The organism is Pseudomonas coronafaciens pv. oryzae str. 1_6 (genome assembly GCF_000156995.2).
In the GTDB taxonomy this organism is placed as follows: Bacteria; Pseudomonadota; Gammaproteobacteria; order Pseudomonadales; family Pseudomonadaceae; genus Aquipseudomonas; species Aquipseudomonas tremae.
This window is the reverse complement of sequence record NZ_CP046035.1, coordinates 3171580-3188917: the sequence shown is the minus strand read 5'-3', so window position 1 is coordinate 3188917 and position 17338 is coordinate 3171580. Positions and strand designations below refer to the sequence as shown.

The following is a 17338-nucleotide window of genomic DNA, read 5'->3' as shown; positions in this document are numbered from 1 at the left end:
CGGCCCGGTGTCACACAGCGAGGGCCCTTGCGCGAGAAGGCGGAACAGGTGCTCAGGGGCGTGCTTGTCCATATGCGGTACCTCATCTTCCCTGAGCGACTGATCAGCGTTGTGGGTTACTCAAGAGCAAGAGCCGCCAGATCAACCGCTCAGCATGCAATGTGTCAGGGGTGGGTCTAAGCTATCAATTTGCTACTAAGTCGCGCAGCGCCTGATAACGCTGTTTGTCTTCGGAATCAATTCAGGTTCATTACGGCGCACGGCAAGCGGGGGGAGGGGCGACACGCCTTCAACGTAAAACGCATATAAAACCACATGAAAGCATGGAGCTTATGAATGGCTGCAGTTCTAAACAACGGGGATGCACGTGTTGCCATCCTGGTAGATTGCGATAACGTTTCGCCTGAAGTCCTGGAGCATGCTCTTAAGGTCGTCGCGCAGTTTGGTCGCATCGTCCTGCGGCGTGGGTATGGCAATCACGGCACTCTCGCTAACAAATGGCAGGAGGCGCTGGTCAGATTGGCCTTCACGCCGTGTCTTCAGTACCAATATGCGTCGGGCAAAAATACCTCAGACATCGCATTGGCGCTAGACGCTTTGGAAGCGCTTTTCGACCATCGCGCCGACATGTTTTGCCTCGTGACCAGCGACTCAGACTTTGCCTACCTGTGCCGCAAACTGCGTGAAAGAGGTGCGTCCGTCTGCATCGTCGGAGAGCCGAAGACACCTGATGCCCTTCGCAATGCCAGTGATCAGTTCTTCGAGTGGCGCCGCAACGAGGAGCCGATCAAGATTGATCAGGCTGGCAAGGATGCGCTAGATATGCCGACTGCAAGGCCATCCTCTGTTCACGCGAAGAAGGACGGTTCTGATCATCCTGGAAAACCTGTCCTGCGTCGGCCTCGTTTCGTGATTGACGCCGTTTCACTGCTGGCCGAAGGCACCACGGAGGGGCGAGTAACTTTGAGTGGTTTGGGCTTCTACCTCAAGCGAACCAACCCAGCTTTTTCTCCTGCTGAGTATGGGCATTCCGGGCTGCTGGATATGGTGAAGACCTACGACCTGTTCGAAACACATCGCGAGGCTGGCGGGCATTGGACAGTGAGCCTAGTTGCGGAGGGAGGATCCGTGACGGAAAAATCACAAGGCTTTGGGAAGTAGCTGCGCAGCACCTTCGGTGATCCGTGTGAAGCCCTACCGCAAAAGCTATGCCGATCAGTGTTGACCGGCGGAGCCCCTTCCAGCGGGTTATTTGGCCATCGCCTTGATCATGTCTTTACAAGCCTCCATGGCGCCATCAACCGCTAGCTGCCGGGGCGTGATATTCAGGACATTGGCGGCTTCATCAATCAAGTCCCGCTGACGGGTGCCTGGAGTGATGGTGTAGACCTTGTTTGCGATCGCGCGTGGCGGATTAGTACGAGCCATTACTGATCCCCCTTCAATGCCCGAGCCGCCTTGGCAAGCATGGCTTTTTTGACGAAGTGATTGACGGAGATACGTTTGCCGTAGCAGCTCTCCATCAAGTCGAGTTGCGCATTGATCGACTGGGTTTGCTCCTCGTTGAAGACCACATGCAGCTTGCGCAACGTTCTGAACTGCCTAGAAAGCAGCGTAGCGGTGGCGGTTTCTTCCATCCCGGTGCTTGATGAGATGTAGGTATTTTGGGTTGTCATTGTACTGTTCCTTGGGCACTTAGGTGCCTGAGAGTGGGATGCATCACGGATGCATGATTTGGATTGCTTCAGTGCTGGTCTTATAGGTCGCGGCACAGATTTCGGATGACAACCAGCACCAGTGATGAGAACCTTGGTCACGTTTTGCGAAATCGACGAATTAACTGTCATACGATTTGGAATGTAATCATGAGTGAAGGAAAAATCAAGAAGGCCGTCAGCATCAGATTTGACCCTGTCGAGTACGCCAACTATGCGAGCATGGTTGAATACGCCGGGATTCCCGTCAGTGATGGCTTAAGGCTGCTTGTGGCACAGAAGGTAGCTGAGGCAGTAAATACTGATATGTCGGGCTTCAGCGTCTCATGCCAGTTCAAGTGGAAGACCGTGGATAGGGCATTTCCTGAGCACGTGGCCAATGTGCTGGTTGAGGTCACTCCCCCAGAAGCCATTTCGGTTGAAATGCTTCAGCGCTTCGTGTTCGTTTTGCCGGAGTTCTGGCGCGATGATGGATATGAGCATTTCAGAGTGGACTCGGCTTATTTTCATCGGGTGACCAGCACCGGCTACTTCAAAGACAGCAGTAAAGCGTCGAGAAACGTAACCAGCTTCCACTTAATCAACAGCAGTTGGAGAGGGGCTGTATATGACTACGGCAGTGGCTTCTCAAAAGCAGACATCGAATCTCAGATCCGTGAGGAGCTGACGGCGCACGTCACAGAAACGCTGCGGTGCTATCTGATTGGCCACTTGCCTGATTCCCGAGTGCTGCCGGAGGATCTTCATCAGGACATGATCAGCGTATTTGATCCGGCTCAACTTGCGAAAATGATGTCGCTTTGATGCGCTGGGTAAGGTGCGTTTGCACCTTGTTCGAGGGTTTTAAGCGCGCGAACATGGCCGACATCTGGTACTCGCGTGGGATGGCCATCTTAGGGGTGACCGTGTGCATCGGTGCCAGACCTGGAATAGCAGTCGGAACGACGTGGGTTTGGCCGTCCCCCTTAATGGAGTTTCATCTGCACTTAACGTGTGATGAGTGGCGTAATCCAACGGGGGGAAGCAGCATTCTTTGATGCATGCATCCCTATGGAACCAAAAATGAATTTACGCAGATTCAGGCAGCAGGCCTCGCTCGTTCATGCATAACAGCTTTGCTAACTTTAGAGTCCGATCATAAGCGCGACGTGTCGATTAGATGGCTTGATAAGTAAAATTAGCGCAACTTCTTTGTCGCTAATTTGACGCTGATTGCTGTCGGTTTTCAGTCGTTCGATTGGGTGCGTTGGAATATGTTTCACAGAAAGAACTCTAGCTGAGCTGGTTTTGTAACAAGTTGTGTCAATCCTGTTTTTGTTAAACCCTTGAAACATCAGGGCTGTGCATCCGTACAGTTGAAAAATTGGATCCAGCCGCAGCTGAGTGTGCAAGCTATTCGTGCGATAGCCACTTGCGGTCGCGCGTTGTTTTGAATATGTTGTATCTGTCCTTTACTGAAGGCACTAAATGTAGTGTTTTCGGGGCGGCCTCGAAACGGATTTTTTGGGGTTGTGCTAGGTGGCATTCGGTTGGGCCTTGGCTCATCGTAGTCACCATGGCCAGCGAAGAACGGGTGGTAATGTGCGGTTGAAGTGGCGTCCCAAGCTTGCCGATTAGGTTGTCCAGGCACTAGGGAGCGAGCATCTCAACGTTACCCCGATTCTCTTGAAATCTGACCTCAGCACATGTTGCGTAAATATTACTCACCAAAGCCATGAATCATTTTCGCCCTGTCTTATAAGTGGCGTGGTGGTGCATAAAACATAAACGTTTTTCAGTGTATGGAAGATGACGCTTAGCTATGGCCAGAGGGTTATTTTGCATATAGTGCATGGAGATTCGAGTGCCCGCTAAATTTACTTTTTTCCAGGTCGGTAACGGGGATATGACGCTTGTACGCTTGGCAGACTTCAATGTCACAAGCATTTTGATAGATTGTCACATCCGGGGAAAAGCTGACGACCCGAACGATGACACTCCCGATGTAGGAGGAGCACTGCGCGAACGGCTGTTACGGGATGAGAAGGATCGTCCGTACGTCGATGCCTTCATGCTGAGCCATCCGGACAAGGATCACTGCGGCGGGCTGAGCAAGCATTTCTGGCTGGGCCCTCCCGATCAGTATCCGGATGATAAAAAGGATCGCGGGGAAAAGCGCATCATCATTCGCGAGCTCTGGTCTTCGCCTTTGGTCTTTCGGCGTCGGTCGCCAAATCACACGCTGTGCGATGACGCGAGCGCTTTTAACAAAGAGGCGCGTCGGCGCGTCCAGCATTGGCGTGATCACCGCTGGGCAGTGAGTGGCAACCGCATCAAGATCATGGGTGAAGACGTTGATGGCAAAACTGACGATTTGCGCGCGATCCTGGTGAAGTCTGGCGAATGGTTCAGTGACATTGATGGGGCTTCTTCGTCAGTGTTCAGGGCCCATCTCCTGGCTCCTGCACCTCATGAAGATGATGCTGCGCTGGAGGAAGAGCTGACCAAGAACGAGTCGAGCATCGTCATGAACATGCACATCTCGCCGTCTCAATTCAGCACCAAGCGTACCCGGTTCTTCATAGGTGGTGATGCCGAAGTTCTCATCTGGGAGCGGATGTGGAAACGCTTTGAGGATGACCCAGAAACGCTCGATTACGACTTGCTCCTCGCTCCGCACCACTGCTCGTGGCACACCCTGTCTTGGGACAGCTGGTCGGACAAAGGCGAGGACGCCAAGGTTTCCCAGGCCGCGCGCAATGCTCTTGGCCAGGCAAAGCAGGGCGCGACGATTGTCTCCAGCAGCAAGAAGATCGTTGACGACTTCAACGATCCACCTTGCATACGCGCCAAACGTGAATACAGGTCGATTCTGCGCCCAGTGGATGGCTGGTTCGCCTGCGCGGAAGAGAATGGCTCCAAAGGCGTGCTCGAATTGGAGTCGGCCTCTGACGGTACGGTGGTCAAAGCTGCTGTAGCGGTTGCCGCAGCTGCGACCTCGGCTGCAGCTGCTGCGGCCCCTCGCGCAGGCGCTCCCAGGAAATGACCAGTTTCTATGCGGTCGGTGACCCAATGGGCGATCAGCCCGAGCCTGTTCATGCCAGCACCCGAGCGTTGGTGAAAGCATGCAAGGGGGCCTCGGGCGTCGAGTTTCTGGAGCTTCGGCAGGAAGCTGAGGCAGGGGGAGTAACTGAGTACGTCGTCATCGAGGCGGGCGATGGCACGATTGCCAAAGCTAACCTTGGGGGAATCCACCGCGTAGAGAAGTTAGCCATCGCTGTGAATCCACGGCTTCGTGTTCCGGTGACTGTGCATGCGCTTCGCAAGGATTTTCCTGCGCTGTCACATCTTCATGGCTCGGTGCCGGGTACGCCGAAGATCCTGTGCCTCTACGATGTGGAGTGGAGTGGCGTTGAGCGCATCTGGACGGCTGAACGGTTTCTTGAGCGTCTGTTCTGGTGGCTGCGTGAGTCATCGGAGCTGCGCCTACACCGTGAAGATCAACCGCTGGAGCAAATGTTCTACGCGAGCCCTTTCCAGCTCATCCTGCCAGCGCTAACTCCGGAGCAGCTGGCGAGTGACGATTGCAAACTGCACGTCCTGATGACAGACAAAAGCGACAAGATCACGCTACGTGCGGTCATGGATTCCAGTGGATCGACCCAGCAAAGCAATTACCGGTTACTCAATATCATGGTGCCGCCCGTTGAGCCAACGTCGGTGGCAATGTTTCCGCTCAACCTTGGGGAGTTGCATGACCAGTTGGTGGAGTGGGGCAGCGAGCTGTCTGCGCAACTTTCAAATGCTGTGCGTGAAGCAGCTTCTGGCGGGCTCAGTCGGACGGCTCAGAACGAAAACCAGGGCATCTTGATCCTGGCTTGGGTACCCAGACTTCGCAATGGCGAAGCGGATCGGATGGATGTCAAAGGTTACATGCTGGAGATCAATCTATTTGATCTGGCAGCCTCATTCGAGATGCTGGCACCGCCAAATGCGGACGGTGTTTGTTATCCCGCCGTCCATTTGGGAGGTTACACGGGGGATACATGGAAGGGGCTTAGCCTCAGGCCAGTGGAGGTGCGATCATCGCTGAACGCGGCGTTTGCCCGAGACCTCTCTGCTGTCGATCCTGACACTGCAACTTTCAAGGGTGTGTTGGCTGGTGTAGGTGCGCTAGGGGGGATGCTCGCTGACATCTGGGCTCGCTTGGCGTGGGGCACTTGGACGTATGTAGATCCGGATTTGCTCCTCCCCCACAACTTGGTCAGGCATGTCGCAAGCGACAGATTTGTTGGATTACGCAAAGCGGATGTGCTCCAGATGATGGTAGGCCAGATCTATTCGGGCGAGCCGATACCCGCTGCGATCTGCGATGGTATTCTCGCCGATGATCCCAGGATCGATGAGGCCATAGAGCACGCTGACCTTTTGATCGATTCTACCACGACGCTGGCTGTGCCTCGCGATCTGGCGCGACGGGATCATTCAGTTCGCATGGCCAGCGTGTTCCTCACCCCATCAGGGATGTCGAATGTCATCCTGCTAGAAGACTCGGCACGGTTGCAGCGTTTGGATGCCCTTGAAGGGCAGTATTACCGCGCGATATTGAACAGCCCTTGGGGTGAGGCCCATCTTGTTAACCACCTCGGCGATCGGTGGGTGGGCGGCGGGTGCCGGGATATTTCATTCCGCATGTCAAATGAAAACATCCATGTCCACGCGGGGCTAATTTCTCGGAGGCTGCGCAAGGTGGTAATCGGTGCAGAAGCCAAGATCCTGGTATCGACGTTGGATGATGAGTCGGGCAGTGTGGAATCCTACGAGGCCCAGGTGCATCCCGTCACCTGCGCAACGATTGGAGAATGGTCGGTAACGTACGACCGTGGCCTTGTCGACATGATCAAGGCTCAGCGGCTTGCGGCCCTTCCCAACGAAACCGGCGGATCCATTCTAGGTATCACTGATTTGAAGACGAAGACCATCGTTCTGGTCGATACCCTGCCACCTCCACCCGACAGCGAGTCGAGCCCCACTCACTTCATCCGGGGCAAGGAAGGTCAATTAGAAGCACTGAGGAAGGTGCACGATCTGACTGCTGGCATCGTTGACTATGTCGGTGACTGGCATTCCCACCCGAACGGTTGTTCCGTCAAGCAGAGCGCGGACGACCATGTCCTGTTTGCCACGCTGGTAAGCCGGATGCAGATAGAGGGTTTACCGGCACTGATGCTGATCGTTTCCGATGCTGACCTTGGCGTGTATGTGACTTGAGCCTTGGGGTAACGGTTTTTCACGTTGATTCGTTTTTGGCGCTCGGTGAAATTGCGCGACATGACTAAATTATCGAAGCGTGCTTGTTAGATTGATGTCCAGGTACCATGCACTGCGTGAGGGGTTAGTATGGATTTTAGCCAGGTTTTTGATGCGTATAAGTACAAGGCCAGGGTCAAGCCTGCTTTGCTGTTGGTGTTGCCGGTAGTAATCTACGTCATGGCTTTCTTTGAAGTTGCACGATCTTTGAACGGGGTGCTCGCAACCTTCTTGGTATCGTTCGGCGTGGTCGCATTTGCGGCGAGCCAGATGTCCAGCAAAGGCAATAAGCTCCAGGAGAAGCTGTTCAAGGCGTGGGGTGGTGCCCCAACCACCGTCGTGCTGAGGCACTCAGACGACACGGTGGAGCGGCCCACGAAAAAACGCTACATGCGGCGCCTAGCGGAGCTCATAAAGGATTTCACGATCATCACGGAAGAGGAAGAAAAAACTGACCCAAAGGCTGCAGATGATGTGTATCGGTCTGCTGCGAACTTCCTGCGTGAACAGACGAGAGATACGAAAAAATACGCCATGATATTCGACGAAAACGTGGAGTATGGATTCGCGCGGAATCTGACGGCGTGCAAGCCCGCAGGTGTCCTAATGGCTCTATCCTGTGTCGCGCTCTGCTTGGTGAGTCTGTATCACACGATAGGATTGCCGCTGCAAGAATTGAGCTTGGAGGCGTTGGCGAAACATCCAATCCTCCTCGCCGCGACAGGGGTCGAACTGGTCATCTTGCTCTGCTGGATCTTCCTGGTGAACCACGATTGGGTTCGGGTTAGAGGTTTTGCTTACGCACAGCGGTTGTTAGCTAGCTGCGAACAGGTCAGCTAGAGCATTCTGACCTCCGGACTCTACAGTTGACGCTCGGCTATAGAGTGGGCGAGAGCCGTTAGATGGCGAAACACTCAACGCCGTACTGACAAAAGATCAGAAGCTAGGTTGGCTGTGCCGTAACCCTTTAAGCTGGATGCCACGATCTGATTTTTAAAGAGTCACCGATGTCCCGTCTGGTCGAGTTTCGCGCGCTTGAACAAAAATTGGCTGCCCAATTGATTAAATTGGAAGCCTTGAAAGGTTCGTCTGAGCTTCAGAAAGAAATCGAGTTCGAGGGAAAGTTGCACGAGTTGGTGAGTCACTATGGCTTTAGTCTGCGCGACATCATCAACATTGCGCCATGCGGCCAGGCCTGGTGTTCACGAAAAAAAACAACGTCGATCCCGTCAGTTGAAGCAGTAAAAGAACCCGCACGACGACAGCTCCTCGCCCTAAGCGGTGCTGACGCCAGTGCGGGCGAAGGGGCAGATCGGCCTTCGGCGGCAAACCCGCCGTCTTCTCTTCGGCTACAAAACTAAAACTTCTACAGACGAAAAACTCGTTGCCAAGCACGGACGACTGATATGAATCAGTCCGTCCTGAGCTTGGAGGTAAAAATGGATTATCGTTTAGAGTCAGAAGTTTGGTGTGCCGTGCAGCGAAGCATGCCAAGTGATGCGTTTGTAGTACTGCTTTCCTTGGCATTTCAAAGCTATCGGAGTCGTCCGGGTTACGCTGAGCTTGAACGGATACATGTGGCGGTCGTCGGTGCTGAAGGGGTTGAAGCTCTAGGTGAGGCTTTCAGCCGGGCAGGGCTGTCAGGCTGGAAACGCGGAGATACTTTCGTTTCGATCAGGGCTCACCTGCGAGAGCATATTTACGGCGCTCTGCAGCAACATCTAATCTCGTCGTCTCTGGCGTCGGGCGCTGTGGAAGACAACAGGATGGCGCGTGACATGGGGCTGTGATTGGTAGCTGGCAATAAACACGGAATGAACTGTAACGTCCGCGTGTGCTGCTTTACTCGGACGGTTACGGAGCTGCTGCCCATCATTAATCAACCTACATGATCAGCAGGTCTAGGATAGCTACTCATTTAGCGAGCGACCAGCCATGCTGATAGAATGGTCTACGTTACTTATCCCAGATTTACGAGAGGCGGCATGAGCACAGAGCTTACAGAAGACGAGATGCGCCGGGCGCTGTTCGGTGAAATCGAGCCTGCTGAGCGGCCCATTACACAGCCGGAGCCAGTTATCCTGCCGAAAGTCGTGACGACAGACCACGTAAAGCCGATAAAGAAAAAGATCGTCGCCAAAGCATTCACACCAAGGTTGCGAGTCACCATGCGTGTCGGTAATGAGTTTGAAGGCAAAATGCACGAGCTGATTTATGAGGCTGACACGATGAGCTCGCTCCTTGCTGAGCAAGAAGCAACAAAGGCAGCCAAGAAGAAATTCCGGTATGTGGAAGTGCTGTCTGTCATATCGATGTAGCGGACTGTTTCGATACGGCACGTGCCGAGCCTGGAGAGTATACGCGGGCGTAAATCACACCTCGTATCGATGAGTCCTTTATACAAACCAGCGACGGTTGATAGCATTGGCGCCACGAGAACGCGACTTTTAAAGACAAAAAGCATTTTGCAAGGATTATCTATGGTATCGGAATTGGAAACAGTCGCTCTTTTTTGTCATAAGCTTGCTTATGAGACTGAAGATGAAAGTCCAATTTTGCGCGATGATCTAATCATGGGTGACTACAATCGCGATGTATTCAAACTGCTGATAGACAGGAGGGATGTGGACGCTATTCAGGAGAAGATCAATGAGTGCCTGCTAGTTGCGCTTGAAGCGATGGGCGGCCCTGACAAGCCTCTCGGACGCGAGCTTCAACATCTTTCCGCCGGTTTCTACGCCGCTCGAACAATGGACTCACTGGACGCCCCCTTGCGAGTGATCGAGGGCTATTTACGAGAGGTGCTGTAGTAACAGATGGCATGGACGAGCACCGGCCAGTTGGAGTGAAAACCCTTCAGCTTCCTACTTCATATTTCCTAGCCAAGCAATTGCTTATTCTGCTCTGGATGAAACGCATAGAATACCGGCTAATCAAGCAAGCTGATGAACGTCGTCGACTCAAGCCAATCTACGATCTGGCAAGCGCTTTATCAGTTTTTCGTGAGCACAGAGGTCGATCTTGAAACGTTTGATCATATGGCCAAGGCAAATAGGACGTCAGACTACAAAATAGCCACGACCCTCTTTTGCTGCGCTGGTATGATTAGGCAAAATGCAGCTTTACCTCAGCAAGGGTGCTGCGTTGTGGAATGGTTTCCCGATCAGCGTCGGCGCCGTTGAATGAGTTCACCCATCATAACCGAGAAACCGACGTCAGCTCTGGCGGCAATTGCGCTGCTGGACGTTCAGATACGTCCTTACGCTGGGTGTGCTGTGCAACGCTAAAGACTTTTATCGGCTGGCCGACAAATCTGACTGGCTGGCATTTAGGTTGTCTGGATGCATCCGATACATGGAACGTCGATGAAGCACAACTTCTATCTCTGCGCGCTTTCTCTTTACCTTTTCGCCTTAGGTGCCCAAGAAGCTCTGGCACGCGAACCTTACTCAAAGCGCGCAGATCTGCTCGCGGTTTATCAAGCTGCATCACTGAACGATGCGAGGCTTTCCGCTGCGCGGCATACCTATCAAGCTCAATTAGAAGCAACGCCACAGGCGCGTTCCGGGTTGCTGCCAAGCCTCACAGCAGGAGCGACGACGGAGGTGACTCAGTTGGATCGCGACGAGCCAGCGCTGTCGAGGGAGCGCAGCAGCACGACCTTTCGAGCCAACTTGAGCCAACCTCTATTTCGCATAGATCGCTGGTATCAACTTAAAGCTGCAGAATTCACGGTCAGCCAAGCGGCGCTTGAGCTTTCCGCGAAAGAGCAAGAGCTGATACTGACTGCCGCGCAAGCGTATTTCGAAACGCTACGTCAGCTTGATGCAAGAGCCGCCGCTGAGGCTGAGGAGGCAGCGCTTTTACGGCAAAGAGATCAAGCGCAGGGCCGTCTTGAGGATGGAGCCTCAAGTATTACTGACGTTTATGATGCTCAAGCTGCGTACGACAATGCCCGAGCTAATCGGCAGCTCATTCAACGCAAAGTTGATGATGCCTATGAGGCTCTTTATCGCCTTACCAAAAATTCCTATGACTCCCTCGATGGTATGGGTCACCAATTGCCGGTCATACCTCCAAACCCTAACAATCCGGTTCTTTGGGTGGATGCCGCGATAAAGCAAAACCTTCAGTTGCAGGCTGCCGAGCATGCGGTGAGCGCCGCTGAGCAGACTCTTCGCCAGCGTAAAGCGGGGCATGCTCCTACGGTTGATGCCGTGGTGTCGTACCGCACAGGCAATAATGATGGTTTTGGCTATAGTAATCCTGCGGAGTCCGGGACGGGCGGATACCGAGGCAATGTAGCCCAGAGCAGTATCGGTGTTGAGCTAAGCATCCCATTGTATTCTGGTGGAATGGTCAATTCGCAGGTTCGAGAATCGACGGAGCGTTTGTACCAAAGTCAGGATGAGCAAGAAGATCGACGTCGTGAGGTAGTGCTCAACACGAGAAATGCATTTCGGGGGATAAATTCAGACATCGAGCAGATAGCCGCCCGACGCCAGAGCATTCGATCCGGAAGAAAGTCGGTAGAGGCTAACAAGGTCGGAGTTGATATCGGCTCTAGAAACGTTGTCGATGTGTTGAACGCTGAGCGGCAATTGTATGCCGCCGTTCGAGATTATAACGACGCTCGCTATGACTACATTCTGGACAACCTGAAGCTCAAACAAGCAGCGGGTTCGCTCAGTCCAGACGATCTCAGGTCTTTATCCGCCTACCTGAATCACGACTATGATCCAAGCCGGGATTTCCTTCCTCCAGATATCTAAGCTCCTTTTCGGCTCACCGCCGTCGTACGAGTGGTCAGATATTACCCTTGCAGTAGGCTAAGATCAGTGGCGCCTGCACACAGCCGCCCCTCGTCCATACCTTTTTCCGTGCCACTAGCGCCCAAATTTTATGGACGTCGTCATTTTGGTATGCCTCGTAATATTTTGTATCGGTTCAGGTATCGTTCAGATATATTGCGCTGGCTAACCGCTAGTAATAGCTCTGGTGCGCACCACATCAATTTGCAGGGGTGCTTCATGACCGCCACTGAGCCAGCCGCAGCTTCCAATGACGCCGTACCAATAGATACCGGACTGGCATCGCTCGTGATGCTGGCTCGTTTTCATCAGGTGTCAGCATCCCCTGAGCAACTAGCCCACGAATTCTCCTCAGGCGAAGCTCTCCAGCCATCCGAGCTGCTTCTTGCTGCAAAAAAATTGGGCCTCAAGGCGAAGTTTGCAAAAGTGGCTATCGATAGGCTGGATCGCACGCCTTTACCTGCAATAGCACAGGGCGAAGACGGGAATTTTTTTATCGTTGCGCGTCTAGATCAGGGCAAGGTGCTCATTCATGACCCTCGATCTCAGCGCCCCGAGATCATAACGATTGAGGACTTGGCTGGTCGCTGGGCTGGCCAACTGCTCTTTATAAGAGCTGGTGCAGGAATCACTTGTGAGTCCTCTCGCTTCGATTTCACCTGGTTTATTCCAGCGGTTGTTAAATACCGAAAGCTTCTCGGCGAGGTACTGCTGATTTCTTTCGTTTTACAGATTTTCTCGCTTATCACCCCGCTTTTCTTTCAGGTCGTCATGGACAAGGTGCTGGTGCACCACGGATTGACCACGCTGGATGTGATCGCGATTGGTCTGGCGGGTGTGATGCTGTTCGAGTCTAGTCTATCGGGCTTGCGATCCTATGTGTTTGCCCATACCGCCAGCCGAATCGACGTCGAGTTAGGCTCCAAGTTATTCAGGCATCTGATCACACTGCCGCTTTCCTATTTTCAAGCGCGACGGGTAGGTGATTCGGTAGCAAGGATGCGAGAGCTCGAAAACATTCGGAGTTTTATCACAGGCAACGCCATTACCTTGCTTCTCGATGTTTTATTCTCTGCGGTCTTCATCGCTGTGATGTTCTACTACAGCGGCTGGCTGACGCTGATCGTTCTCTTGTCACTCCCGATGTACATCCTAGTTTCGGTTTGCATTACACCGTTATTGAGGGCGCGCCTGAATGACAGTTTTGCTCGGGGTGCGGAAAACCAAGCATTTCTAGTAGAGACGGTTAACGGTATCGACACCCTGAAATCGATGGCCGTTGAGCCTCAAGCTGTTCGGAAATGGGACAACCAGTTAGCGGGGTACGTGGCAGCAGGGTTTAAAACTCAGACCTTGTCAACCATCGCCAACGAGAGCGTGTCGTTGATTGGTAAATTAGTGACTGTGGCCACGCTTTGGTTGGGGGCCCGACTGGTCATCGACGGTCAGCTTTCAGTTGGGCAACTGATTGCCTTCAATATGCTTGCTGGGCGTGTTGCCCAGCCAATCATGCGCCTGGCTCAACTTTGGACAAACTTTCAGCAAACCGGCGTTTCTGTGCAGCGGCTGGGGGACATCCTTAACACCCGGACTGAATTGACCCAGGCAACTCGTAGTTCGCTCCCGCCCATAAAGGGGCGTATAGAGTTCGATGAGGTTCATTTTCGTTATCGCCCGGATGGCTCTGAAATTCTTCGGGGCATCAGCCTAGCTATCGAAGCTGGCGAAGTTATCGGTGTCGTTGGAAGATCTGGCTCGGGCAAAAGTACGCTGACAAGATTGCTTCAACGCCTCTATGTGCCTGAGCGGGGGCGTGTCCTAGTCGATGGAATGGACTTGGCGCTGGCGGATGTTTCTTCGTTGCGTCGACAGATTGGTGTAGTGCTGCAAGACAATATGCTGTTCAACCGTAGCATCCGGGAAAACATCGCCTTAAGTGACCCAGGCGTTCCACTGGAAGCCGTGATTGAAGTCGCACAGCTGGCCGGAGCGCATGATTTTATTCTTGAGCTTCCCGAGGGCTACGACACTATGGTTGGTGAGCACGGCGCCTCACTGTCGGGTGGACAGCGTCAGCGTATCGCTATTGCCCGGGCGCTTATGGGTAACCCTCGCATTCTTATTTTTGATGAAGCAACGAGTGCTTTGGATTACGAATCTGAGCGCATTGTTCAGCAGAATATGAAATCTATCTGCACGGGACGCTCTGTCATCATCATTGCACACCGCTTATCAGCTGTCCGCGATGCGAATCGGATTGTCGTCGTCGATCGAGGGCAAATCGTTGAACAGGGCACACACGCCGAGCTGCTGAACCATCAGGCCGGACACTACTCTCGTCTCCATCGCTTGCAACACGGAGGTGGTCATGGCTGACGTACAGAAATCGGGGTTGGGGCAGAGCTACCGAAGAGCTTGGCGTAACTCTTGGCGCCGACGTAAGGAAATGGATGCGCCTAAGCGTTTGGCGCATGAAGTTCAATTTCTGCCTGCTGCTCTTGAACTGCAAGATCAGCCGGTGCACCCAGCTCCTCGCATATTTATCTGGGCGATCATCCTCTTTGCCACTCTGTTATTGATATGGGCCTGCGTTGGTAAAATCGACATCGTAGCTACCGCAAATGGGAAAGTTATCCCAAGTGGCAAAACCAAGATCATTCAGTCGAGTGAGACTGCGGTAGTACGGGCGATCTACGTGAACGACGGGCAAGTGGTCAAAGCTGGCCAGCTTCTTCTTGAATTGGACTCTACGTCGGCGGACGCAGATGTTGGAAAAATTGAAAGCGATCTCCTCGCTGCTCGCATTGATAGTGCTCGCGCTGGGGCGATGCTAGATGCCATTAATGGTAACCATGCGCCGCGATCTCTCGCTGATACCATTCTCGGTGGTGATCCTGAGCATGTCCTAGCAGCCGAGCGATGGCTTCAGGGGCAATATCAGGAATACCGAAGTAACCTGGAACAGGGGGAAACGGAGATACTGCAGCGCCAAGCTGACATTCAAGCCGCTCGTGCGCAGGTGGCTAGTTTGCAAAAGACTTTGCCCATCGCCACAAAGCTTGCCCAAGACTACGAGCATCTACTGCAGAAGCAATATATCGCTCGCCACGCGTACTTGGAAAAAGAACAAGCTCGACTTGACTTAGAGCGTCAGCTTGCCGTTCAACAGATAAGTGTTTTGCAGTCAAATGCTGCGCGCCAACAAGCGGAGCGGAGAAGGGACGGTGTTGTCGCTCAGACCAGAAGAGCGATGCTTGATTTGTTGCAACAAGCGGATCAGAAGGTTGCTTCCTTGAGTCAGGAGTTATCGAAAGCTAGATATCAGGAAGATTTGACTACTGTCGAAGCCCCAGTAGATGGCACCGTACAGCAATTGAATATCCATACTGTTGGTGGTGTTGTTACGCCCGCTCAACCGTTGATGATGTTGGTGCCTTCGGATGTATCCGTTGAGGTCGAGGCTATGCTGGAAAATAAGGATGTCGGCTTTGTTCATGTAGGACAGGATGTGACAGTAAAAGTAGAGACTTTTACGTTCACAAAATATGGAACCATTGAAGGGGAGGTGGTTAGCGTTTCAAGAGATGCGATTGAGGATGAGAAACGTGGCCTTCTCTACAGCAGCAAAATTCGCTTGAAGCAGAATCATTTGTTAGTTGATGGGAAGCAATTTGAGTTGACTCCCGGGATGGCCGTTACGGCAGAAGTAAAGACTGATAAGCGTTTTATTATTGAATATTTTTTAAGCCCTTTAAAGCAGCATATGTCCGAATCTCTCCAGGAAAGATAGCTTTGGTTCTCTCGGTCATAAGCTAAAAGCAATGCGCCATTCAGCAGTCGTGTGAATGGCTACGCCCGCCATTAATTATATTTCTCGATTACATCTAGTCCTTTTAGGTTTATTTTAAAAGCGAGATTTTTCGCGCTCTCGATTTCACTGCTGCTCATGTTGCTTGATAATTTTTCCAGATGTTCATTTATGTAGGATCTTTCGGGATGCTTAAAAAGCACGCTTCGTAGTAAAGCGTAGCTAATGACAGCACTTCTTTGTACGCCATGCCCTTTCTCATAAGCAAAACCTAAATATTCAAACGCAAAACCTGTGTTGTCTTTGTCGCTAGATGCCAATTTATACAATGAAATTGCGCGCTGATAGTCTTGTTCAACGCCTAGCCCATTTTCATAGAATAATCCCAGCTGGGCCTGAGCTTCACTTGCACCCATATTTGCAAGTTGTTCCAGCAAGGCAGCAGATTGCACGTAGTCTTGCGGTGCTCCTCGACCATCCTTAAGCATCATTGCCAAACGGTACATTCCCATTGGAGACCTATGTGCTGCCGCCTTTCGGTAAAGTGCGATTGCAATTTTTTCGTCTTTTTTCACTCCGTTTCCGGTTTCATAAAGATCTCCTAAGGCTGCTTGAGCAAAATCTATGTCTTGATTGGCTGCTTCGGTGAACCACCTCGCAGCTTCTTCAGGATCTTTATTGACACCCATTCCTTCTAAGTAAAAAAATCCTATTTTAAAGCTTGCATAACCCCCTGCTTGTTTCGCCGCTCGTCTATACCACTGAAGAGACAACTTATAGTCGGGTTCAGTACCTATCCCTACTTCGTATATTTGCCCTAACATAAATTGAGCGTCTGCAATACCTTGCTCAGCACTCATTGTATACCAGCGTATGGCTTCGGACGGGTTTTTGGCTACCCCGAGTCCTTTGCTGTACGCATATCCAAGATTTAACTGAGCACCAGCATTTTTTTGTTCTGCGGCTAAACGAAATAGCTCGAATGCTTTAATTGTGTTCTTGATTACTCCAGTTCCCGTAGCATATTTAATTCCAAGCTCATTTTGCGCTCGTGCATCGTTCTTTTCGGCAGCTTGTTCCAGCAGTGCTAAAGCTTTCTTCGGGTCTTTCTGTACTCCAATACCTTTGTCGTACAGTATGGATAATGCGTGCATCGCCTCAGGTACACCCCCATCTGCTGCTTTCTTGTATTGTTTAGCAGCCTCGATATAGTCTTGTTTGATCCCCAAACCTTTTTCGTAAAAAAATCCTAGCTCACCTTCTGAAAATAAATCTCCTCGTTTAGCAGCTAAAGCATAAAGGCGAAATGCCTCGTCGTAATTTTGAGGAATTCCTTCACCTGCGAGGTAAAGACCTGCGAGATATCGGGCTGCCACTGCCGAACCATTTTTTACTTCCGGAGTTAAAAAGGTAATCGCTACTGCGTAGTCTTTTTTTTCAATTGCTTGAATTGCGTCATTTAACGATGCGCGAGCGCACACAGAGATGGAGAGGGTTGATAATGCCACCAAGTATAATAATCGTTTCACAGTTTTGGATCTCTGTAAGGTGTCTTAGGCCAATGATAGAGAGCGATTTTAGCTGAACAAAGCGATAGTAACATTTCAAAATTTTCTCTGCTATCTGGTTTTAGACGGTGTTAACGCCCTATGGTCGTCGCAGGTATATGGATAGAATATCGAAGAAACTAGACTGATAGGAATAGCTAATTGCCA

Annotated in this window: 14 protein-coding genes and 1 pseudogene; 12 read left to right on the top strand and 3 right to left on the bottom strand. The window is 51.9% G+C overall.

Features of this window, described 5'->3' with window-relative positions; genetic code table 11:
* Positions 1–336: 336 nt before the first annotated feature.
* Complete coding sequence (locus tag POR16_RS14265) at positions 337–1161, top strand: NYN domain-containing protein (protein ID WP_005892784.1); 825 nt, start codon at positions 337–339, stop codon at positions 1159–1161.
* An 87-nt stretch (positions 1162–1248) separates the two neighbouring features.
* On the opposite strand, the gene POR16_RS14260 is transcribed toward POR16_RS14265, so the two are convergent.
* Both POR16_RS14260 and POR16_RS14255 read right to left on the bottom strand, forming a co-directional pair.
* A complete protein-coding gene (locus POR16_RS14260; RefSeq protein WP_005892785.1) occupies positions 1249–1428 on the bottom strand; it encodes a hypothetical protein in 180 nt (59 codons plus the stop codon).
* A complete protein-coding gene (locus tag POR16_RS14255) occupies positions 1428–1676 on the bottom strand; it encodes a hypothetical protein (protein WP_005892786.1) in 249 nt (82 codons plus the stop codon). The genes POR16_RS14260 and POR16_RS14255 overlap by 1 nt, the downstream gene beginning before the upstream one ends.
* Before the next feature lie 189 nt (positions 1677–1865).
* Here POR16_RS14255 and POR16_RS14250 point away from each other — a divergent pair, with 189 nt between their 5' ends.
* From POR16_RS14250 to POR16_RS14200, 11 genes and pseudogenes are all read left to right on the top strand, one after another.
* Positions 1866–2519 (top strand): hypothetical protein, encoded by a 654-nt coding sequence (locus POR16_RS14250; protein ID WP_005892787.1) that lies wholly within the window; start codon positions 1866–1868, stop codon positions 2517–2519.
* A 1039-nt stretch (positions 2520–3558) separates the two neighbouring features.
* The gene (locus POR16_RS14245) at positions 3559–4740 is read left to right on the top strand and encodes a ComEC/Rec2 family competence protein (RefSeq protein ID WP_042932488.1); all 1182 of its coding nucleotides are present in this window, start codon (positions 3559–3561) and stop codon (positions 4738–4740) included.
* A complete protein-coding gene (locus POR16_RS14240; protein WP_005892790.1) occupies positions 4737–6965 on the top strand; it encodes a Mov34/MPN/PAD-1 family protein in 2229 nt (742 codons plus the stop codon). Before POR16_RS14245 ends, POR16_RS14240 begins: the two co-directional genes overlap by 4 nt.
* Positions 6966–7094: 129 nt before the next feature.
* Positions 7095–7844, top strand: a complete 750-nt coding sequence (locus tag POR16_RS14235) for a hypothetical protein (protein ID WP_005892792.1) — start codon at positions 7095–7097, stop codon at positions 7842–7844.
* 167 nt (positions 7845–8011) lie between these two features.
* A pseudogene (locus tag POR16_RS14230) lies at positions 8012–8246 on the top strand (transcriptional regulator); the annotation flags it as partial.
* A gap of 164 nt (positions 8247–8410) precedes the next feature.
* Positions 8411–8794, top strand: coding sequence for a hypothetical protein (locus tag POR16_RS14225; RefSeq protein ID WP_005892795.1), 384 nt, complete (start codon positions 8411–8413; stop codon positions 8792–8794).
* A gap of 195 nt (positions 8795–8989) precedes the next feature.
* A complete protein-coding gene (locus tag POR16_RS14220) occupies positions 8990–9322 on the top strand; it encodes a hypothetical protein (protein WP_005892796.1) in 333 nt (110 codons plus the stop codon).
* Positions 9323–9484: 162 nt separating this feature from the next.
* Positions 9485–9814, top strand: a complete 330-nt coding sequence (locus POR16_RS14215) for a hypothetical protein (protein WP_003349059.1) — start codon at positions 9485–9487, stop codon at positions 9812–9814.
* A 555-nt stretch (positions 9815–10369) separates the two neighbouring features.
* Positions 10370–11776 (top strand): TolC family outer membrane protein, encoded by a 1407-nt coding sequence (locus POR16_RS14210; RefSeq protein WP_004665124.1) that lies wholly within the window; start codon positions 10370–10372, stop codon positions 11774–11776.
* 258 nt (positions 11777–12034) lie between these two features.
* Entirely contained in the window at positions 12035–14191 is a 2157-nt protein-coding gene (locus tag POR16_RS14205; protein ID WP_122381256.1) for a type I secretion system permease/ATPase, read from the top strand.
* A complete protein-coding gene (locus POR16_RS14200; protein WP_004665126.1) occupies positions 14184–15605 on the top strand; it encodes an HlyD family type I secretion periplasmic adaptor subunit in 1422 nt (473 codons plus the stop codon). Before POR16_RS14205 ends, POR16_RS14200 begins: the two co-directional genes overlap by 8 nt.
* Positions 15606–15676: 71 nt before the next feature.
* On the opposite strand, the gene POR16_RS14195 is transcribed toward POR16_RS14200, so the two are convergent.
* Positions 15677–17131, bottom strand: a complete 1455-nt coding sequence (locus POR16_RS14195) for a tetratricopeptide repeat protein (protein WP_234778644.1) — start codon at positions 17129–17131, stop codon at positions 15677–15679.
* Between the last annotated feature and the right edge of the window lie 207 nt (positions 17132–17338).